At 65.3% G+C, this 18,121-nt stretch carries 19 protein-coding genes; 5 read left to right on the plus strand and 14 right to left on the minus strand.

All coding sequences use genetic code 11. From position 1 onward, the window contains the following. Positions 1-294 precede the first annotated feature (294 nt). Positions 295-1,023, minus strand: a complete 729-nt coding sequence (locus tag BMX78_RS21505) for a FadR/GntR family transcriptional regulator (protein WP_091424328.1) — start codon at positions 1,021-1,023, stop codon at positions 295-297. A 248-nt stretch (positions 1,024-1,271) separates the two neighbouring features. Here BMX78_RS21505 and BMX78_RS21510 point away from each other — a divergent pair, with 248 nt between their 5' ends. Beyond that, complete coding sequence (locus tag BMX78_RS21510; RefSeq protein WP_091424331.1) at positions 1,272-2,027, plus strand: ZIP family metal transporter; 756 nt, start codon at positions 1,272-1,274, stop codon at positions 2,025-2,027. A 160-nt stretch (positions 2,028-2,187) separates the two neighbouring features. Beyond that, the gene (locus BMX78_RS21515) at positions 2,188-2,376 is read left to right on the plus strand and encodes a hypothetical protein (RefSeq protein WP_091424334.1); all 189 of its coding nucleotides are present in this window, start codon (positions 2,188-2,190) and stop codon (positions 2,374-2,376) included. A gap of 252 nt (positions 2,377-2,628) precedes the next feature. Here the strand turns inward: BMX78_RS21515 and BMX78_RS21520 are convergent, their stop codons facing one another. The 8 genes from BMX78_RS21520 to BMX78_RS21555 all read right to left on the minus strand — a co-directional run bounded on the left by BMX78_RS21520 (position 2,629) and on the right by BMX78_RS21555 (position 9,967). After that, positions 2,629-3,138 (minus strand): DUF2231 domain-containing protein, encoded by a 510-nt coding sequence (locus tag BMX78_RS21520; RefSeq protein ID WP_286139214.1) that lies wholly within the window; start codon positions 3,136-3,138, stop codon positions 2,629-2,631. Then, complete coding sequence (locus tag BMX78_RS21525) at positions 3,135-5,030, minus strand: glycoside hydrolase family 15 protein (protein ID WP_091424339.1); 1,896 nt, start codon at positions 5,028-5,030, stop codon at positions 3,135-3,137. The genes BMX78_RS21520 and BMX78_RS21525 overlap by 4 nt, the downstream gene beginning before the upstream one ends. Beyond that, on the minus strand, positions 5,027-5,503 hold the full coding sequence (locus BMX78_RS21530; protein ID WP_091424342.1) for a hypothetical protein: 477 nt from the start codon (positions 5,501-5,503) through the stop codon (positions 5,027-5,029). Before BMX78_RS21530 ends, BMX78_RS21525 begins: the two co-directional genes overlap by 4 nt. A gap of 141 nt (positions 5,504-5,644) precedes the next feature. Continuing rightward, positions 5,645-6,166 (minus strand): GNAT family N-acetyltransferase, encoded by a 522-nt coding sequence (locus tag BMX78_RS21535; protein ID WP_091424345.1) that lies wholly within the window; start codon positions 6,164-6,166, stop codon positions 5,645-5,647. Between the two features lie 28 nt (positions 6,167-6,194). After that, positions 6,195-6,467 carry a biotin synthase auxiliary protein BsaP gene (bsaP, locus tag BMX78_RS23885; protein ID WP_091424348.1) on the minus strand — a complete coding sequence of 91 codons (273 nt, stop codon included), beginning with the start codon at positions 6,465-6,467 and terminating at the stop codon, positions 6,195-6,197. After that, the gene (gene bioB, locus BMX78_RS21545; protein WP_091424351.1) at positions 6,464-7,543 is read right to left on the minus strand and encodes a biotin synthase BioB; all 1,080 of its coding nucleotides are present in this window, start codon (positions 7,541-7,543) and stop codon (positions 6,464-6,466) included. The genes bsaP and bioB overlap by 4 nt, the downstream gene beginning before the upstream one ends. 131 nt (positions 7,544-7,674) lie before the next feature. Continuing rightward, positions 7,675-8,661, minus strand: a complete 987-nt coding sequence (locus BMX78_RS21550) for an aldo/keto reductase (RefSeq protein WP_091424354.1) — start codon at positions 8,659-8,661, stop codon at positions 7,675-7,677. Positions 8,662-8,746: 85 nt separating this feature from the next. Then, on the minus strand, positions 8,747-9,967 hold the full coding sequence (locus tag BMX78_RS21555; RefSeq protein WP_286139215.1) for an MFS transporter: 1,221 nt from the start codon (positions 9,965-9,967) through the stop codon (positions 8,747-8,749). 102 nt (positions 9,968-10,069) lie between these two features. Here BMX78_RS21555 and BMX78_RS21560 point away from each other — a divergent pair, with 102 nt between their 5' ends. Then, the gene (locus tag BMX78_RS21560; RefSeq protein ID WP_091424358.1) at positions 10,070-10,642 is read left to right on the plus strand and encodes a TetR/AcrR family transcriptional regulator; all 573 of its coding nucleotides are present in this window, start codon (positions 10,070-10,072) and stop codon (positions 10,640-10,642) included. 46 nt (positions 10,643-10,688) lie between these two features. Here the strand turns inward: BMX78_RS21560 and BMX78_RS21565 are convergent, their stop codons facing one another. Together BMX78_RS21565 and katG are read right to left on the minus strand one after the other, a co-directional pair. Then, complete coding sequence (locus tag BMX78_RS21565) at positions 10,689-11,195, minus strand: methyltransferase family protein (RefSeq protein ID WP_091424362.1); 507 nt, start codon at positions 11,193-11,195, stop codon at positions 10,689-10,691. 122 nt (positions 11,196-11,317) lie between these two features. Next, positions 11,318-13,609 (minus strand): catalase/peroxidase HPI, encoded by a 2,292-nt coding sequence (gene katG, locus BMX78_RS21570; RefSeq protein WP_091424365.1) that lies wholly within the window; start codon positions 13,607-13,609, stop codon positions 11,318-11,320. Between the two features lie 351 nt (positions 13,610-13,960). Here katG and BMX78_RS21575 point away from each other — a divergent pair, with 351 nt between their 5' ends. Next, on the plus strand, positions 13,961-15,316 hold the full coding sequence (locus BMX78_RS21575; RefSeq protein WP_091424367.1) for an MFS transporter: 1,356 nt from the start codon (positions 13,961-13,963) through the stop codon (positions 15,314-15,316). A gap of 90 nt (positions 15,317-15,406) precedes the next feature. Here the strand turns inward: BMX78_RS21575 and BMX78_RS21580 are convergent, their stop codons facing one another. From BMX78_RS21580 to BMX78_RS21590, 3 genes are all read right to left on the minus strand, one after another. After that, complete coding sequence (locus BMX78_RS21580; RefSeq protein WP_091424369.1) at positions 15,407-15,727, minus strand: DMT family transporter; 321 nt, start codon at positions 15,725-15,727, stop codon at positions 15,407-15,409. Continuing rightward, positions 15,724-16,080: a DMT family transporter gene (locus BMX78_RS21585; protein ID WP_091424373.1), complete on the minus strand. Its 357-nt coding sequence runs from the start codon at positions 16,078-16,080 to the stop codon at positions 15,724-15,726. Before BMX78_RS21585 ends, BMX78_RS21580 begins: the two co-directional genes overlap by 4 nt. Before the next feature lie 115 nt (positions 16,081-16,195). Then, positions 16,196-16,834, minus strand: a complete 639-nt coding sequence (locus BMX78_RS21590) for an isochorismatase family protein (RefSeq protein WP_091424376.1) — start codon at positions 16,832-16,834, stop codon at positions 16,196-16,198. A gap of 135 nt (positions 16,835-16,969) precedes the next feature. Here BMX78_RS21590 and BMX78_RS21595 point away from each other — a divergent pair, with 135 nt between their 5' ends. Further along, positions 16,970-17,920 carry a GlxA family transcriptional regulator gene (locus BMX78_RS21595; protein WP_170850910.1) on the plus strand — a complete coding sequence of 317 codons (951 nt, stop codon included), beginning with the start codon at positions 16,970-16,972 and terminating at the stop codon, positions 17,918-17,920. Positions 17,921-18,121 lie beyond the last annotated feature (201 nt).

Genomic DNA, 18,121 nt, shown 5'->3' on the forward strand with positions numbered 1-18,121 from the left:
TGGGAAAGTTCTCCACGGCCCGGAGCGTGTGCACACCCCAGTACGCCCCGGCCGGAACATCCCGGTCCCCCAGCAAATCATGCTCAGACCGGACAGGTGCGGGTGCGAGGTCCGGGATGGTGCTGGCGGGGGAGTGCGGAGTGGTCAAGGTGTCCTCTAAGTCTGGGGGTGCCGCCGGGGCTGGCCGGAGGCATGGATGTAGTACGGAGTGAAGGCGCGCGGAAGCCACACCGGATGGCGGCACGCGAAGTAGCTGGTGGTTTTGGTTGGGATGGGAGAGTTGGCGGGGCGCAGTTAGCCGGTAAGGCCCGCCCCGGATTTCCCGCCGCCCGGGATGACGGTGCCCAGGGCACACTCCACCCCGTGCAGATGCATGGTCATGGCCTGCGATGCGTCCTCGGCCGAACCGCGTTCGATGGCCTCGAAGATGCGTGCATGCTCTTCACCCGATTCCTTGCGCCGGTCGGCCACAAGGTTGAGGGTGTTGGACTGGTTGGCCATGGCCTCACAAATATCCGAGAGGAAGGACTCGAAGACGCCGTTTCCGCTGGAGCGGGCGATGGTCACATGGAATTCAGTATTCAGCTGGACCCACTGCTGCAGGTCTTTCGCGTCAGACATTTCGCGCAGTATTTCCCGCAGCGCTTCCAGGTCCTCACTGGTGCGCCGCTGGGCGGCAAGCCCGGCGGCGGGAACCTCCACATGGGGGCGTGCCTCCACAAGGGCACTTGCGGAGTACTTTCCGAGTTTGAGGTCCTGCGCCACTTTGTCAGCGATGACGAAGGTGCCTTTGCCGGTGTGGGTGGCAGTCAGTCCGAGGGCGGTGCAGGAACGTAGTGCTTCGCGGACCATGGTGCGGCTGACACCGTACTGTTTGGCCAGCGAGGCTTCGGAGTCCAAGCGGGTGCCTACCGGAATCTTGCCTGCTTCGATGGCACCGCGGAGGGAAGCAAAAACCGCCTCGGCCGCACCAACGCGTACCACCGGTTCTTGTCTAGCTGTCCAGCTGTCCAACAGGTCCATGTAACGAGCATGGCATCAGTCGCGGGGTGTGTCAATGAAGCGCCGGCAATGTTGCGCAAGGTGGTGGCGTCCTCCGTACGACGGCGGGTGGCAGGCGCTGCAGGAACGCACTGCCAGGTGCACCTCCCGGCCCGCCTTCCGGTCCCGGTTTCCGGCCTGTACTACGCTGGGCTTTTTGAGGCTTGCCGGCTCCTGTGTTGGCGGCTGTGTGAGACAGGCTCCGCGAGTGGGCCGGGAAGCGGGAACACGTGCCGGTATGGATTCAGGCGCTGCTGTGGGGAACTGCTGCCGGTGCTGCCCTGGTCCTGGGAGCCGCGTTGTCCTGGCGGTGGAACCTGCCGCCCAAGCTGGTGTCCTCCATCATGTCCTTCGGCGCCGGCGTACTGATCTCTGCCCTGGCCTTCGAACTGGTGGACGAGGCTGTGCAGGGCGGCGGACTGTGGCCCACCGTGGTGGGGTTCCTGGCAGGGGCCGTGGTGTACGTGGGCGCCAACATGCTGCTTGCCCGGGCCGGCGCGAAACACCGCAAGCGCTCCGGGGACCAGCAGCCCTCCGAATCCGAGGATCCCGGCAGCGGCACGGCCATAGCCGTGGGCGCATTGCTGGACGGTGTCCCGGAATCCGTGGTGCTCGGCGTGGGCATGCTGGCTGGTGGCGTGGTGAGCCCGGCCATGATGGCAGCGGTGTTCATCTCCAACGTTCCCGAGGGGCTTTCCGGGACCGCCGGCATGAAGAAGGCCGGCAGGAGTGCTGGATATGTCTTCGGTATGTGGGGCGGGATCGCGCTGCTCTGCGGCGTGTCCTCGCTGATTGGCTATGCAGCACTGGAGGACGCACCCGGCGAAGTTGTTGCGCTCATTACCGCAGTGGCCGCAGGAGGAATCCTGGCGATGCTCGCGGACACCATGATCCCGGAGGCCTTCGAGCAGCACCACAACCTCACCGGGCTGACGGCGTCGGTGGGGTTCCTGACCGCCTTCACCGTGCACCACCTCGGAGGATGAAGCGCGACGGCGGGACGCGACACTGTGCTGCGTCCCGCCGTCGGCAATTGCCATGTACCGAACGTCGGGGGCTAGTGGCGCACACAATTTCTTGTCTCGTGCCGGAGCCTTTCTGCCTCAGGGCTGTTAGCGTGGAGGCCCGGCCATTGAAGGAGGAACAATGACTATCAACTCACCCGACTCCCTTCCTGAGGACGAGCCGCAGGGCGGCACCGAGGGTTCCCAGGGGGACAACGACGGCGGCATCCCTGGCGGTGCGGACGGCGTGGGAATCGGTGCTGATGGAGAGCCGAACACCTTCGAGCCCGAAGAGGACCCGGACGCAACCGATAGGCCCGAGTCCGACTGAACTGTTCGTCTGCTGGCGCTGCCCGTCTGATCGCGCTCCCGCAGGTGTGGGCCCGGCAGCAGCTTGGCTCAAGGTTCCATCAAGAATCGCGCAGCCAGGCCAAAATCACCGGCTGACATGGTTACCAGCCGGTAGATTTCTCTCTGTTTCCACGTTATTTCCCCCAACACGGAAGCAAAGAAAGCCCCCGCGCTGGAGTTCAACTCGCGCGGGGGCTTTCGTCATTTTCCGGCCGGCAGCGTCGGCGCGCGTCTACACGAACCCTTCGCCCTGCGTCTTTTCGTCGGCGACCCTGACGCCGTAGTGGTAGGCGAGCTTCCCGCCAAGGTAGCCCGAGGCGCCGACGACCAGATAGCCCACCACACTCAGGATGAACGGAACGAGCGCGAAGTCCTCCTTGGCGGACCCCAGCCGAAGGAAGAAGCTCACCGCAAACAGTGCCACGGCGGTGAGGTTGAGGGACATGTGGATGAGGGCTGTCCGGTGTGCGGGTGTTCCGCCGGCAAGGGTCGCAAAATCCATGAGGCCAAAGACGGCGGCGGCCAGTGCGCCGAGGATGCCGATCCCCACCAGCCACTGCGCCCCGATGAGGAAGGGCTTGTCGTCGCTGCCGAACAGCGCCACGACGTCGAACACGAGGCTCGCTGTCCAGGCGCCGATGGGGATGGTCACCAGTGTGGGGTGGAGCGGGTGTCCATAGGGTCCGGCCAAGGGGCTTTTAGGGTGCTTGGACCGCTGGTGGGCTGTGAGGTTTTCCATCATTGCTCCTTTTCTCTCTGTGTTTCGTAATCGGTTGGCGGCTGGGGATGGCGCACAGTATCGCGGAGGGCCAGCGCGGCCTGGACCAGGGCGGAGTGGGTGAGCGCCTGCGGAAAATTGCCCAGGAAGCTGCCCGACGCCGGATCCATCTCCTCGCTGAAAAGCCCCAGCGGCGAGGCCTTCTCCAGCAGGGCCTCGAACAGGGCAACGGCGTCTTTGTGCTGACCGGTGTTCGCCAGTGCCTGGACCAGCCAGAACGAGCAGGGCAGGAATGCCCCTTCCGTTCCGGGAAGGCCGTCCTGTCCGGGCGGATAGCGGTAGAGCAGCGGGAATCCGGCGGACAGTTCCGTGCGAATGGCCTCGACTGTTCCCGCCAGGCGGGGCGAAACGGGTTCTTCCAGGCCCGTGAGCGGCAGCACCAGCAGGGCAGCGTCCAGGTCGTCAGAACCATACGTGCGCATGTAAGAGTTCCTGGCGGGGTCGTAGCCCCGCGCCCGTACCTGTGCGGCAATGCGGCTGCGTGTGGTTTCCCAGCGGAGCCGCCGCCGCTTGCCCACATGGTGCGTCGCCGCGATGCGGAGGGCACGGTCCAGCGCAAGCCAGGCCATGACTTTGGAGTGGACGTGCTGGGCGGCGTCGCCGCGGACTTCCCAGATTCCGGCGTCGGGCGCTTCCCAGGTGGCGGCAACCAGATCCGCGAAGCCGCGCATCGCGCGCCAGGTCTCCGAGTTCAGCCTGCGTCCCCGCTCCACAAAGGCCCAGGCGGCGTCCAGCACCCAGCCGTAACCGTCGAGCTGGTGCTGGGTGGCCGCCAGGTTTCCAGTCCTCACCGGACTGCTTTGGGCGTAGCCCGGCCAGCGGGACAGGTTCCGCTCTTTCGGAACACGACCTCCGGTCAACGTCAGGAGCGCAGGCAGATGGGGCCGCTGCAACCGGCTCGCGTGCAGGAGCCAGCCGAGGAAGTCCTCGGCCTCGCGCGTTTTGCCGGCCCGCAGGAAGGCGCCGACGCCGATGCTTGCGTCACGGGGCCAGGCGTACCTGTAGTCCCAGTTGCGGATACCGCCGGGGTCCTCGGGCAGCGAGGTGGTGGGAGCCGCCACCGGAGCCCCGGCGGGGGAGTAGGTCAGCAGGCGGAGCGTGAGCAGGCTGCGCACCACCGCGGTATGGAACGGGATGGCCGTGTCGATCTCCTCCGCCCAGGTCCGCCAGCATGCTTCATCCCGGCCGACGAGGTCCCAGGCAGTGGCTGGGTCTACGTGGATCAGCGGCTCGCCGTAAGCCAAGGAAAGGACAAGTGTCAGCGGCTCTTGCGGTGTGACGTCGAACGTCAGCAGCCGTCCCGGCACAACATCGAGGCGGGGGCTCGCGGCCAGTGAAACCGCCAGCGGACCCCACTCGCAGACGACGTCCCGCCCCTGGCGGACGCGCGGTTGTCGGTGCTGTTCGCCAAGCCGCGGGTCAAAAAGCACAGAGGCCCGGACGGGAGATCCTTCCACGGCCAGGCGCCGGACCATGATGGTGGTGGGCAACAACTGGCCCGCCACTTCCGCGATCATGGCTTCAGTGAGGGTCAGCCTTCCGTTGCCCACGGCCCACACGGTCTCCAGCGTTGCCGTGTTGTGGCGGTAGCTGCGCGAGACCACTGCCGCGGGCCGGGCAGGCCCCACGAGGAAGCTGCCCGCCTCCGGTCCGCCCAGCAAGGCACCAAAGAGGGGCTCGCCGTCGAACGCGGGAGCACAAAGCCAGTCCACCGATCCGTCAACGGAGACAAGCGCGGCTGTCCGCGTGTCGCCGAGGAGCCCGTAGTCCGCGATGGGTGTGGGCCTTGCCTGGGCCGCGGCTTCGGCGGGCCGCTCGCATGGCAGCGGGGCGGGGTCCAGGTGGTCCAGGCTCATCGTGCCCCCAGGAGGAGCCCCAGCACGGCGCCGTAGATCACGTGGGCCACCACGGCAACGGCCGGCGTCTGGATGCCGTAGTTCAGGGCCAGCAGGCCCGGTGGTTCCAGTGCGGCGGTGGTGGTGAGTCCTGCCCTGGTGGAGGCCATCCTTGGATGGATCCCGGGCAGCAGGGGCAGGATGACCGTCAGCGCAACGCCGACGTGGAGGAGTCCCAGCAGGGCCCCGAGCCACCAGGTTGCCTGGTGCAGGAGCGCGAAGACGGCGGCGTAGCCCAGGGCAAATGCCTGCCCCGCGGCGAGGTGGATGAAGAAGCCTGCCACCCGTGCTTTGTCCGGGTCTGGGGTGATCAGCGTCCCGAGGACCAGGGGCAGGTCGAGGCGGGTGAGCCCGGCCATCTGGGCGGCAATCATGACGGCGGTCAGCACGGAGGTTGCCACCAGCCCGAACAGCGCCCAGCCCTGCCAGTCCATGTCAGCTCACCCGGCCTGGGCGCGTCAGCGCCGAATGCCGGATCCACATTAACGGACCCCGCCACTGCATCGTGAACTCCTTCTAAAAGTAGGTTCTCTAATTTTAGAAGCGCGGGCCGGTATTAGACAAGGAGTGCGTTTTTAGGACCCGGTTCCGATCCAGTAGCGGCGTTTGCCGTTGCGGCTGTCCTCGTAGGTTCCACCGTTCTTCTCGATGGTGGCCCGGGAGCCGGCGTTGTCCTCATCGCAGGTCAGCAGCACCCGGGGGATTCCCAGCCCGCCGGCCAGGGGGATGGCGTCAGCCAAAGCCTGTGCGGCGTGGCCTCGCCGCCTGGCTGATGGCCTGACGCTGTAGCCGATGTGCCCGCCCTCGTTGCGGAGGTACTCGGTCAGTTCATGCCTGATGGCCAGGGAGCCGAGGAACGTGCCGCCGTCCACGATCCACAGATAGGTGCAGGGCACCATGCCGGGCTTCCTGGGGCTTTCGGGCAATGCATCGCTGACAAGGGCGTCCACGAAGCGGCGGAATCCACCGGCATCCTTGAGTTGATCCGGGTCCCAGCCGTCCGTGCCCGACCCGTCCTGCCGGGTGCCAGCGAACTCTGCGGCTGCTTCGAGCCAGGACGAGTGGAGTTTTATGTTGGGAGCGACAAGTTGGGCCATCACAAGATCCTACGTTTCGGGCTGCTCCCTAGGAGGCAAACATTCCGTGCCGGGAGCATTCGGCCGTCCAGCCCAGCGGTGTCACCTGGACTTTCATGCGCCGCCGGCACAAGCCGCAGTAGCGGGGCGGCTCCATCGCCAGACGCTCGCCGCAGCGTTGGTGAACGTCCGACGGCGGGCCGTCGCCGCCGTCGGACGCCTCGCCGCAGTGCCCGCAAAAGTTTCCGGTGGTTGTGGCTGTACTCCCGGTGGTTGAGCCAGCTGTGTTCCCGGTGGTTGACCTTGTCGAAACCTCTTTCATAGGGTCTTCTGGAGTTCCTTGATGGGCATGTTGAGGTCCACGAGCAGGTCCAAGTCTGCGGTGGCGGGACGGCCCAGTGTGGTGAGGTAGTTGCCGACGATGACGGCGTTGATTCCACCGAGCAGGCCGTCGCGCGTGCCGAGGTCACCCAAAGTGAGTTCACGGCCCCCGGCGTACCGGAGCACGGTGCGGGGCATGGCCAGGCGGAAGGCGGCGATGGCGCGGAGGGCATCCTTGCCGTCCATGATGCCCTGGTTTTCCAGCGGGGTCCCGGGGCGGGGGTTGAGGAAGTTGAGCGGGACTTCGTGCGGTTCCAGGGCGGCGAGCTGGGCGGCCAGTTCGGCCCGCTGCTCCAGGCTTTCGCCCATGCCGATCAGGGCGCCGCAGCACAGTTCCATGCCGGCGTCCTTGACCATGGCGCAGGTTTCCAGCCGTTCCTCGTAGGTGTGGGTGGTCACGACTTTGGGGAAGTAGCTGCGCGCTGTTTCGAGGTTGTGGTTGTAGCGGTGGACGCCCCAACCCGCCAGCTGGTCCACCTGGCGCTGCGTGAGCATGCCCAGTGAGCAGGCGATGTTGATGTCCACTTCTTCATTAATACGGTCGATGGCGAACTTGATCTGGTTCATCAGCTTGATGTCCGGGCCGCGGACCGCGGCGACGATGCAGAACTCGGTAGCTCCGGTGGCGGCGGTTTCCTTGGCGGCTTTGACCAGTTCCGGGATATCCAGCCAGACGCCGCGGACGGGCGAGTCGAACAGGCCGGACTGGCTGCAGAAATGGCAGTCCTCTGGGCAGCCGCCGGTCTTGATGGAGATGATTCCTTCCACCTCCACGTCCTCGCCGCAGTGCCGGAGCCGGACCTGGTGCGCCAGCTCGAGCGCGGCCGGAAGTGCTTCATCCGGGAGGCGGAGGATCTCTTCGAGCTGGGCCTGGGTCAGGCCGATGCCGTCCTCCAGAACCTGCCGGCGGGCCGTCTGCAGGATTTGGTAGCCCTTGCCTTGGTGCCCCTTGCTTTGGTGCCCGTTGCCGGCGTTCGCGGAGGTCGGGCTGGTGGGCACGTTCGCCTGAATCGTCATGGATGGGTCCTTTGCGCTTGCCGTGGAAATGCCTCACAGCAGACGCTAGTTCTCTCCACAGGGCGCCATTTTGGAGGGATTCAACAAGAATTTTCTTGTTCAGGCGTGCGGCCAGCTTCTGTCGGTGCTGGTCAGGCCGGGATCAGGCCGCGCTTCTGCAGGTCCTGCCACAACTCCTCGGGAACCTCTGCGGCCATGCGCTCGGCGCTCTGGCTGATCTGTTCCGGCTTGCTGGCTCCCACGGTGACGTTGACGACGGCGGGGTGGCGGAAGGGGAACTGGATGGCCGCGGTGGGAAGTTCCACGCCGTGGTCGTTGCAGACTCGAGCCAGTTGCCTGGCGCGTTCCAGGATCTCTTCGCTGGCCTGGGAGTAGTTGTAGTGCGCATCGGAAGGCAATTCGGGCTTGGCGAGGATCCCGGAGTTGTAGACGCCGACACTCACCACCCCGGTGCCCAGCTCCAGGCAACGGTCCAGCAGGCCCCCGCCTGGACGGCCGTCCGAGCCGGGCTGCTCCAGCATGGTGAACCTGCCGGCCAGCATCAGGAAGTCCAGGTCTGCCGCTTCGACGCACTGGAGGGCAGCGCCGGCAGTGTTGGTGCCGACGCCGATGGCGCGGACGAGACCCTCGGCCCGGACTTTCTCCAGGGCAGGCAGCGCCGACTTCACGGCGTCTTCCATGCTGTACACGTCGGGATCATGCAGGTGGGCGATGTCGATGTAGTCCAGGCACAGCCGTTCCAGCGAGTCTTCGATGCTGCGCCTCACCCCGGCCTCCGAAGGATCCCACTCGCGCCTCAGAACAGCGGGCACATCGAAGCCCTCCGGATCCCGTGCATCTTCGGTTGCAGGCGACGGCACCAGGACCCTGCCCACCTTGGTGGAGAGGACGAATTCCCCCCGTGGTTTCTCCGCCAGGGCCTCGCCCATTCGCCGCTCGGACAGGCCCAGCCCGTAATGCGGTGCTGTATCGAAGTAGCGGATCCCGGAATCCCACGCCGCCTCCAAAGTTTCAGTCGCCTGCTCATCGGAGATGGCGCGGTACAGGTTGCCCACCCCGGTGCCCCCGAAGCCAAGGCGGCCAAGCCAGTCCCGCAACCGCCCGTTGTCCTGGTTCACAGCTCGGCTCCTTCTCCTTTGGCCCACGATGGCAGGAGCCTAAATTCGCAGGGTTGGCGGTGTCAACGACAGCAGGAACTTCAGGTCAGGCTGCAGAACCGGCGGGGACTGGTTTGGGCACCCTGTCCTGCCGCATCCGTGCGGCCTGGATGACGATGCCCAGGGCTGCGAAAGCCATGATGACTGCGGCGTAGGACTGCAGGGTGGGAACCAGTCCGAGGAGGGGCACGAGCTGGCCGGCGATGATCAACGGGACGCTGAAGGCAAGGTACGCGGCGGCGTAGATACCGGAGAAGACGCCGGCGCGCTGGTGCGGCTGGATGTGCGGGGCGATCAGCCGAAGCTGGCCGCCGAACGAACCACCAAAGCCGATACCGCCCAGCGCCGCACCAACCCAGACGGCGGGCAGCCAGGTTTCGTTGATTCCGAGAAGGACCAGGACTATGCCGGCGAGGATGAGGATCACGCCCAGGAGGGTGCTGCGCCGTGCAGGGTGCCGGGCAAACATGAAACTTGAAACCGCCGCCGCGAACGGGCCGAGGAATGAGGTGAACCCAGCTGCCAGACCCCCCTCCACGGCGAAGTGGAGCCGGAGCACCGCGGGGGAAAGCCCCAGGAAGAGCGCCGGGAACATCCAGCCGGCGATGTGCACCGGAATACCGGCATAGAACTCGCCCCGGATACCGGCGGGGAGTTCAAGGCGCGGGGTGAGTGACCGGAGTGCGCCCGGCCGTTTTGCAGTTGTTTCACCGGTGCGGCCAACAAAAGCAATGGCTAGCACCATGACTCCGCTGAGGGCCGCGAAAATGAGTGTGTTGGCGTCCGGGCTGAACTGGACCGCAACTCCAGCCAGCAGCGCACCGATGCCCAGGCCTCCAGCCACCGAGGCTCCCGCCAGGGCGCCGGCGAATTTCTTCAGGTGGGCGGGTGCTTGCTCAACGATGGCCGCGTTGAAGGCGCTGGTGGCCAGCCCGGTGGCCAGGCCCTGAAGGGCGCGGGCCAGGATCAGCCAGGTGATGCTTGGGGCAAACAGGAACACCAGCATGGAAGCCAGTTCTCCGTACAGGGCGGCGAGCATCACCGGCCGGCGGCCGATGTGGTCCGAGAGTGAACCGCCCACCAGGAGGGAGGCCAGCAGCCCTAACGCATAAATCGAGAAGGCGATGGTCAGGGTTCCCGCAGAGAATCCCCATTCCTGCTGACGGAGTGAGAGGAGCGGTGTTGGGGCACCAGCGGCGAAAAAGAACGCAGCAAAAACTGCGGCCAGTCCCGCGAAGGATAAACGGGGTGAGAGCAGACGGGGCAAGATGAGTCTCCTTAGACAGAATGGTCTAACAAGAACCATTTAGACAGATCGGTACAAGCAAGTCAAGCCAATTTAGACAGATCTGTCTGATAAACTCTTTTTATGACTTCCACCCGAGTCCCTGCCCGTCAACGACTCCTAGAAGCGGCGGACAAATTGTTCTACGCCGAGGGTGTCCACACTGTCGGGATCGACCGGGTTATCGAAGAGGCCGGGGTTGCGAAGGGTTCGCTCTTCTACAACTTCTCCGGCAAGGACGAGCTCGTGGCCGCCTATCTCGCCAGCCGTGACCAGCGCCGGCGTGACCGGATCGCACGGTACCAGCAAGGCCTGGAAGATCCGGTCGATAAACTGCTCGCCATGTTTGACGCTCTGCAGGAGGCCGTCAGCGAGCCCGGCTACAAAGGCTGCGCGTTTGCCAATGCGAATGCTGAAGCGCTGCCGGGCAGTGTTGAGGCCAAAGCCCTGCGTACTTTCCGTGACTGGCTCAGCAACATGCTCCTGGCGCTGTCCAAGGAAGCCGGTTTTGCCGATGCTGCCGGCGTTTCGGCCCGCCTCGGCCTGCTCTACGACGGCGCGGTGGCAAATTCGCAGCTCGACGCGCACACGGACGCGGTCCGGTTGGCCAAGGAACTCGCTTCGTTGGTCCTGGAAACCTCACCAAAAGCGTCCTGACCAGGACGATGGGTGCAGGCGGCGCAGGCGGACTGTTTGGCTGCTGTCACCTCCGCCACGGCGTGAGCCGCGGCCACCATCCCGGGACGTTGCGCTTGTAGTCAAGGTACTGCTCGCCGTAGGTCTCAGTGAGGGTGGGCTCCTCGTAGCCCAGCACAAACGTGACCACTGCAGTGAGGGCAATCGCTGCGTAGAGCACCAGCCACCAGCTGCCGAACAGCAGCGCCTGGCCGAGGATGATGGCGAGCACCGCGAGATACATCGGGTTTCGCACATGCCGGTAGGCGCCGGTGACCACAAGTGTCTCAGTTGGAGCGACCGGCGCGGGCGTCCCTCGGTGCAGGGCAAACAGCGCGAAGGCATGCAGGAGGAAAGCCACTCCGAGGATTATTGCGATCCAGGCAACCGGCACCACCCAGGCTGCGCCTCCCCAGTCATGCGGCCGCCAGCCGGAAATGAGCCACGGGATGACGCCCGCCACGATGCCCGGCGCAAGGAACAGGAACAGGATGGTGCCGATCCAGTCCCTTGCGCGAGCGGCAGACTGCCTCATAAACGTCAGGCTAATCCGGTTGCGCTAACCGCGCGAGTATGCGGTGAAGGTGCCGGAGCAGAACTGCGTCCGGGCCGGCTGCACAATGCAGCCGGCCCAGACGCGTCTGTACTACATCGGACTCACTTCAGGTCGAAGCGGTCCAGCTCCATGACCTTTACCCAGGCCGCCACGAAGTCGTTGACGAACTTCTCCCCGGCGTCGTCGCTGGCGTAGACCTCGGACAGTGCCCGGAGCTGGGAGTTGGAACCGAAGACCAGGTCCACGGGGGTTGCCGTCCACTTCAGTTCGCCGGTGGCAACATCGGTGATCTCGTAGACGTTCTCCTCCGACTCGGATGCCTTCCACTTGGTGCCCGGTGACAGGAGGTTGACGAAGAAGTCGTTCGTCAGGACCTGCGGCCTGTCGGTGAGGACGCCGTGCTTGGAGCCTCCCACGTTGGTGCCGAGGGCGCGCATGCCGCCGATGAGCGCCGTCATTTCCGGAGCCGAGAGGTCCAGCAGGTACGCCTTGTCCAGCAGGAGCGTCTCCGGCTGGAGCTTCTCGCCGGGCCTCACGTAGTTGCGGAATCCGTCCGCTCGCGGCTTCAGGTACTGGAAGGACTCGACGTCGGTCTGGTCCTGGGCTGCATCGGTGCGACCTGGACGGAACGGCACAGTGACGGGGAACCCGGCGTCGCTCGCGGCTTTCTCCACCGCGGCACAGCCGCCGAGGACGATCAAGTCCGCGAGCGACACCTGTCCGTTGGCTTGGGACGAGTTGAACTCCTCCTGCACTCTCTCGATGGCCTGCAACGCCGTCGAAAGCTGCTCGGGCTCGTTCACCTCCCACCCGCTTTGGGGCTCCAGCCGGATCCGTGCACCGTTGGCCCCGCCGCGCTTGTCGGTCTTGCGGTAGGTAGAGGCGGCGGCCCAGGCTGTGGTGGCCAATTGGGAGACGGACAGGCCCGAGTCCAGGAGCTTTGCCTTGAGCGAGGCGATGTCCTGCTCGCCGATCAACTCGTGGTTCACGGTGGGGATGGGATCCTGCCACAGCTGGGCTTCAGGAACCCAGGGTCCGAGCATGTGCGGGCCAACAGGTCCCATATCGCGGTGCAGCAGCTTGTACCAGGCCTTGGCAAAGGCGAGCTGGAACTCGTCCGGGTTCTTCAGGAAGCGCCGCCCGATTTCCTCGTAGACCGGGTCGAAGCGCAGCGACAGGTCAGTGGTCAGCATGGTGGGCCGGTGCTTTTTCTCCGGATCGTGAGCGTCCGGGATGATCTCCGGGGCATCCTTGGCGACCCACTGGTGGGCGCCGGCGGGGCTCTTGACGAGCTCCCACTCGTACTCGAACAGGATCTCCAGGAAGCGGCTGCTCCACTGGGTGGGCCGGTCCGTCCAGGTGACTTCGAGGCCGGAGGTGATGGTGTCGCCGCCCTTGCCGCTGCCGTAGGTACTGAGCCAGCCCAGCCCCTGTGCTTCGAGGTCGGCGCCTTCCGGTTCGGGGCCAACGTGGGCATCGGCATCACCGGCGCCGTGGGTCTTGCCAAAGGTGTGGCCACCGGCGATCAGCGCGAAGGTTTCCTCGTCGTTCATCGCCATGCGCTTGAACGTCTCGCGGATGAACGCTGCCGCCAGTTTGGGATCCGGGTTGCCCATGGGCCCCTCGGGGTTGACGTAGATCAGGCCCATCTCGGTGGAGCCCACGTCCTCGGACATCTGGCCTTCGCCGATGTAGCGCTCGTCGCCGAGCCAGGTGTCCTCAGGCCCCCAGAAAATCTCTTCGGGCTCCCAGACGTCCTCACGGCCGAAGGCGAAACCAAAGGTCTTAAAGCCCATGGACTCCAGGGCCACGTTGCCCGCGAGGACCAGAAGATCGGCCCAGGAAAGCTTCTGGCCGTACTTCTGCTTGACCGGCCACAGCAGCCGCCGTGCCTTGTCCAGGTTGGCGTTGTCCGGCCAGCTGTTCAATGGGGCAAAGCGCTGGCTGCCGTCGCCTGCACCACCGCGGCCGTCGTGGACACGGTAGGTGCCTGCTGCGTGCCAACTGAGCCGGATCATCAGGCCGCCGTAGTGGCCGAAGTCTGCGGGCCACCAGTCCTGGGACGTGGTGAGGACCTCGGTGATGTCCTGCTTGAGGGCCTCGACGTCGAGCTTTTGGAACTCCTCGCGGTAGTTGTACGAGGGGCCCAGCGGGTTGCCCGCCGGGTGGTTGGAGTGCAGCACGGAGAGGTCCAGCTGGTTGGGCCACCAGTCCGCGACCGTCCGCGGCCGGTGCCCCTTGGGCTCGGGGGAGTCAATGGCCGGGTTCTCACTCTCGCTGCCGTGCGAGGTGACGCTGCCGTGGTCCACCGGGCACCCGCCCTCGGCCTTGCTGTCCAGGCCTTGCGCGCTTCCAGGGGTGGGGACCGGAGGATGGTCCTGTGGATCGGTCATGTGCTTCCTTCCCTATGGCCGAGGCCGTGGAGCGGACTCGGGCAGCCGGTTCAACCTTCCCATTTGACCATGAGAGGGGGCCCGGGGGAGAGCCCCTTAAGCCATTCGAGAACCCGCGGATTTTCTCCTTGCGGGAACCGCGGTAGTGCCCTTGACGTGGCGGCGGCACGGGCCGCAGAAGGGGGCTTTGACGTGTCGCCCATCACTCGATAGAATTTATGAAACGATTCAAGAAGCCCTGACAGATAAGAAAACTGCCTGTCCCGTGCCAGCCCGCCAGCCGTCACGAGAAAAAGCCCCAGCCGGAAAGACTTCCGGTTCTTTGCCAAAGACGCCGAAGGAAACCAGCGCATGACCACCATTCCCGCCGCGGACACCCCACAAAAGCTCGACGCCGGCCATCAAGGCAGGGATCCGAAGAAGGCCGCGATGAGCGGCTGGATCGGCGGCGCCCTCGAGTACTACGACTTTGCCCTCTACTCGCTCGCTGCGACGCTGGTCTTCCCGGCCATCTTCTTCCCCTCGGGAAACCCCACCGTGGCGATCATCGCCTCGCTGGCGACGTACGCCGTCGGATATGTTTCCCGTCCGATGGGCGCGATCGTCCTGGGCGCCATCGGTGACAAGCACGGCCGCAAAAACGTCCTCGTTTTCGCGATGCTGCTCATGGGGTTCGCCACCTTCGCCGTGGGACTCCTGCCTACCTATGGCCAGGTGGGCCTCCTCGCGCCCGCCCTGCTGGTGATCCTCCGCCTCATCCAGGGCTTCGCCGTCGCTGGCGAATTGGGCGGAGCCAGCGCAATGATCGTTGAGCATTCCCCGGACGCCCGGCGCGGCTTCTTCGCGAGCTTCAGCCTGCAGGGAACCCAGGTGGGCTCCATCCTGGCCACCGCTGTGCTGCTTCCCCTGTCCGCGCTGCTGCCCAAGGACCAGTTCGAGACGTGGGGCTGGCGCATCCCATTCCTGCTCAGCGCCTTCGTGATCCTGGCCGGATACATCATCCGCCGCCGGGTCCAGGAACCGCCGGCCTACCTCGCGCAGTCCGAAGCGGGCCAGGCAAAGCGCCGCTTCCCGCTGGTTGACCTGATGCGGACCCATCCGCGCGTCCTGATCCGCTGCATCATCATGACCTTCACCAACGTGGTGGGCATGGCCACGCTGATCTTCGGCGTCTCGTACGCCACACAGAAGGGCTACGGCATTGGATTCTCCAGCAGCGAGTTCCTCTGGGTAACGCTCGTGGCCAACATCGCTGCCGTCATCACCATCCCCGTCTTCGGCGCCCTGTCCGACAAAATCGGCCGTAAAACGCTGATGATTGCCGGCGGCCTGGGCGGCGGCCTCCTGACCTGGGGCTACCTGTGGGCCATCGACCAGAGGAGCCTGTTCCTCGTCTTTGCCTGCGTCCTGATCGTGCAGGGCATCTTCTTCCAGATGTGGAACGCCACGTTCGCCACCTTCTTCCAGGAACAGTTCCCCATGCGGATCCGGGTCACCGGCTTTGCCGTATCCCAGAACGTCGGCCTGATGATCGCCTCTTTCTTCCCGAGCATCTTCACCGCAGTGGCACCTCCGGGCTCCACCAACGTTCCGATGGTCATCGGCATGATCACCTTCGGTATCTCCGTGGCCGCGGCCGTGGCCACCTTCCTGTCCTCGGATACCAGGGGCAAGTCCCTTGAGGACCTTGAGGCGCAAAAAGCCTGAGAGCAAACGTACGACGCCGTTGCCCGCCTGTGCGGGCAGCGGCGTCGTTGCGTTGGTGCCCACCGCCGTCGTCAGGACTCAATCATGGCCTTAGTGGGCCGCCCCGAGTTCGATGAGCAGGACGCCGCCAATAATCAGGCCCAGCCCGAGCATCATCACAGGGGTAATCGTCTCTTTGAAGAAGATACGGCTGGCCAGGGCAGTCAGTGCGACGCCGGCTGCTGCCCAGATGCCGTAGGCCACTCCGAGGCTCATGCCCTGGTTTAGGGTCAGGGTGAGGAGCGTGAACGCCAGGACGTACCCGACGGCGACCGGCAGGTACCAGCGCCGCTTGCCGGTGGAAGCGACGCGCAGGAAGAGGGTGGCGGTCACCTCGGTGAGGATGGCCCCTGCCAGCAGCAGCCACATCATGAGCTCACCATTTCTTGTTCCGGTTCTTGTGCCGGCTCCTTATGAGATCCCAGTTCAACGCACAGCACTCCGCTAATGACCATCGCGACGCCGATCATCATCATCGGGGTCAGCGCCTCGCCAAAGAAAAGGGCGGCCAGCAGCACCGTGAGTGTCACTCCCAGCGCGGCCCAGATGCCGTAGGCAACCCCCAGGCCAAGGCCCTTCCGGAGGACTGCTGCGAGGAAGCCAAAGGATGCGGCGTAGCCCGCAACCACAACGACGAAGAACACGGGGTTGTCCAGGGCCGCTTTCAAGGAGAGCGACGCCGTCACCTCACTCAGGATCGCGCCGGCGAGAAGAATCCACTTCATGTAAACATTCCTTGAAATCCGGTGAGGCTTGGTCCCCGTGTTTGCAACGGCGCGGTTGCTGGGGATGTTCCCGGGCCTCGCGCCGCAAGCAGGCTGGGAGGCCCGGGGCCGCCGTTTAGGCCTGGGGGACGAGTTCCGAGCCGGCGATGGCTGAGCTGCCAAGATCGCTCCGTGAGAGGGTCTGCCGGGTGTGCAGAGCGTTGGTCCAGGTAGCGGTATCGGCCACGGCTGCCCAGTTCGAGTTCAGCAGCGTAAGGAGTGTGGTGTGCACATTCTTCGCGTCGGCGGAGCCTGCCTCATTCGCCAGGTTGATGGCGCCGGTGGCGTCTGAGAGGACCTCGGTGCTGAAGCCGAGGAACTCTGCCTCCACGGCGGAGGCGAGCACGCAGTTGTTGGTCATGTAGCCGGCCAAGGTGACCGTGTCGACGTCGTGCTGCCGCAGCCAGTCAGCGAGGTCCGTGCCGGCGTAGACGGAGCCGTACTGCTTGACCAGTGACTTCCATTCGGTGGTTTTGCGGCGTTCAATCTCTGGGTGCAGCTCGAAGCCGGGCGTGCCGGGCGCAAAGACTGGCGCGCCTTCGCCTGCCGAGTGCTGGATGACGGCAACGGGAATGCCCGCGGCGGTGGCGGCGTCGATGGCCTTTGCAATGGTGGGCAGGGACTCCTGGTGCGGCGGGTACTGGATCTCGAGGGGGCCGCTGAAGTACTGCTGCTGCACGTCGATGAGGATGAGGGCGCGGCGGGGGCTGGTCATGTTCTTGTTTCTCCCTGGGTTTCTCTTCACTGCCTTTTGGCGAGGTTTCCAGTCTTCCCGCTACCCATGCCCGCCGACAGTGGCACGAAGGCAAATGTACGATGGATTTGGGCCAAGGATAGGGAAAGGGCACTTTTGAAGATCGCGGTATACGCCTTCGATGGGGCGACAATGTTCCACCTGGCCGTTCCACAGATGGTTTTTGACGAGGTGGCCCGCCAGGGCCTTGCCGGGTGGAAGACTGTCCTTTTTTCTGAGCAGGCAGGCGGAATCACCACCGCTGAGGGCTACCGGCTGGGCGAGGTAAGAGGGCCGGAGGCCGCGGAAGAAGCGGACGTGGTGGTGGTGCCTTCATGGTTCGACGACGGGCGCGTCCCCAGTGATTCGCTGCGGCAGGTGCTCCAAGGGGCACACGGGCGCGGGGCCCCGATTTTGGGGTTGTGCCTGGGTGCGATCCCCGTAGCCGACGCCGGCCTGCTCGCGGGCCGCCGGGCCGTTACGCACTGGCAGGCATTCGACTCCCTTGCTACGCGGCACCCCAATGTCGCGCTGGACCAATCTGTCCTTTACATCGACCACGGCGACGTCCTGACTTCCGCCGGCACTGCCTCCGCGTTGGACGCCTGCCTGCACCTCGTGCGCGCCAAGCTGGGAGCGGAAGCCGCGAACCACGTGGCACGCAGCCTGGTCATCGCCCCGCACCGGGAGGGCGGACAGGCGCAATACATCGAGCACCCCGTGCCGGAGCGCTCCACAGATGACCCGATCTCGCACTTGCTCGAATGGGCGCTGGGCCGCCTGGGCGAACCGCTGACCATTGACCGGTTGGCGGCCCAGGCGCACCTGAGCCGCCGCACCTTTGTCCGCGCCTTCCGGGCAGCTACCGGGACCACGCCGGCGGCCTGGATCCGCGCCCGCCGCCTCGACGCAGCCCGGCGGCTGCTGGAGACAACAGACCTGTCGATTGACCAGGTCGCCACCGACTGCGGCTTTGGCAACGCGGTCACCCTGCGTCAAAACTTCGCCGCCTCCTTTTCCACAACGCCCACGGAGTACCGGCGGCGCTTTGACGCGCGGCTTGGGTAATTACACGGCAAATGCCAGTGCTGTCTTCAAGCGGGGGGCTTGAAGACAGCACTGGCGAGATGGCGACGACTTCGTGCTCAGAAGGGCCTATGAATCACCCATCCTTACTGCTTGAAGGCGGCGTCGAAGGAGGTGTTCGACGGCGGGAAGTCGAACTTTTTGAGGGCGGCGAGGGCTTCGGGGGCGCCGTGGAGGCGGTCC

The organism is Arthrobacter sp. OV608 (assembly GCA_900110595.1).
GTDB lineage: Bacteria > Actinomycetota > Actinomycetes > Actinomycetales > Micrococcaceae > Arthrobacter.

Bases quoted from the DNA above. Each gene is read 5' to 3' on its own strand.
- BMX78_RS21505 (WP_091424328.1), bottom strand. From the start codon at position 1,023: ATGGACCTGTTGGACAGCTGGACAGCTAGACAAGAACCGGTGGTACGC.
- BMX78_RS21515 (WP_091424334.1), top strand. From the start codon at position 2,188: ATGACTATCAACTCACCCGACTCCCTTCCTGAGGACGAGCCGCAGGGC.
- BMX78_RS21520 (WP_286139214.1), bottom strand. From the start codon at position 3,138: ATGATGGAAAACCTCACAGCCCACCAGCGGTCCAAGCACCCTAAAAGC.
- BMX78_RS21525 (WP_091424339.1), bottom strand. From the start codon at position 5,030: ATGAGCCTGGACCACCTGGACCCCGCCCCGCTGCCATGCGAGCGGCCC.
- BMX78_RS21530 (WP_091424342.1), bottom strand. From the start codon at position 5,503: ATGGACTGGCAGGGCTGGGCGCTGTTCGGGCTGGTGGCAACCTCCGTG.
- BMX78_RS21535 (WP_091424345.1), bottom strand. From the start codon at position 6,166: ATGGCCCAACTTGTCGCTCCCAACATAAAACTCCACTCGTCCTGGCTC.
- bsaP (WP_091424348.1), bottom strand. From the start codon at position 6,467: ATGAAAGAGGTTTCGACAAGGTCAACCACCGGGAACACAGCTGGCTCA.
- bioB (WP_091424351.1), bottom strand. From the start codon at position 7,543: ATGACGATTCAGGCGAACGTGCCCACCAGCCCGACCTCCGCGAACGCC.
- BMX78_RS21560 (WP_091424358.1), top strand. From the start codon at position 10,070: ATGACTTCCACCCGAGTCCCTGCCCGTCAACGACTCCTAGAAGCGGCG.
- BMX78_RS21565 (WP_091424362.1), bottom strand. From the start codon at position 11,195: ATGAGGCAGTCTGCCGCTCGCGCAAGGGACTGGATCGGCACCATCCTG.
- katG (WP_091424365.1), bottom strand. From the start codon at position 13,609: ATGACCGATCCACAGGACCATCCTCCGGTCCCCACCCCTGGAAGCGCG.
- BMX78_RS21575 (WP_091424367.1), top strand. From the start codon at position 13,961: ATGACCACCATTCCCGCCGCGGACACCCCACAAAAGCTCGACGCCGGC.
- BMX78_RS21580 (WP_091424369.1), bottom strand. From the start codon at position 15,727: ATGATGTGGCTGCTGCTGGCAGGGGCCATCCTCACCGAGGTGACCGCC.
- BMX78_RS21585 (WP_091424373.1), bottom strand. From the start codon at position 16,080: ATGAAGTGGATTCTTCTCGCCGGCGCGATCCTGAGTGAGGTGACGGCG.
- BMX78_RS21590 (WP_091424376.1), bottom strand. From the start codon at position 16,834: ATGACCAGCCCCCGCCGCGCCCTCATCCTCATCGACGTGCAGCAGCAG.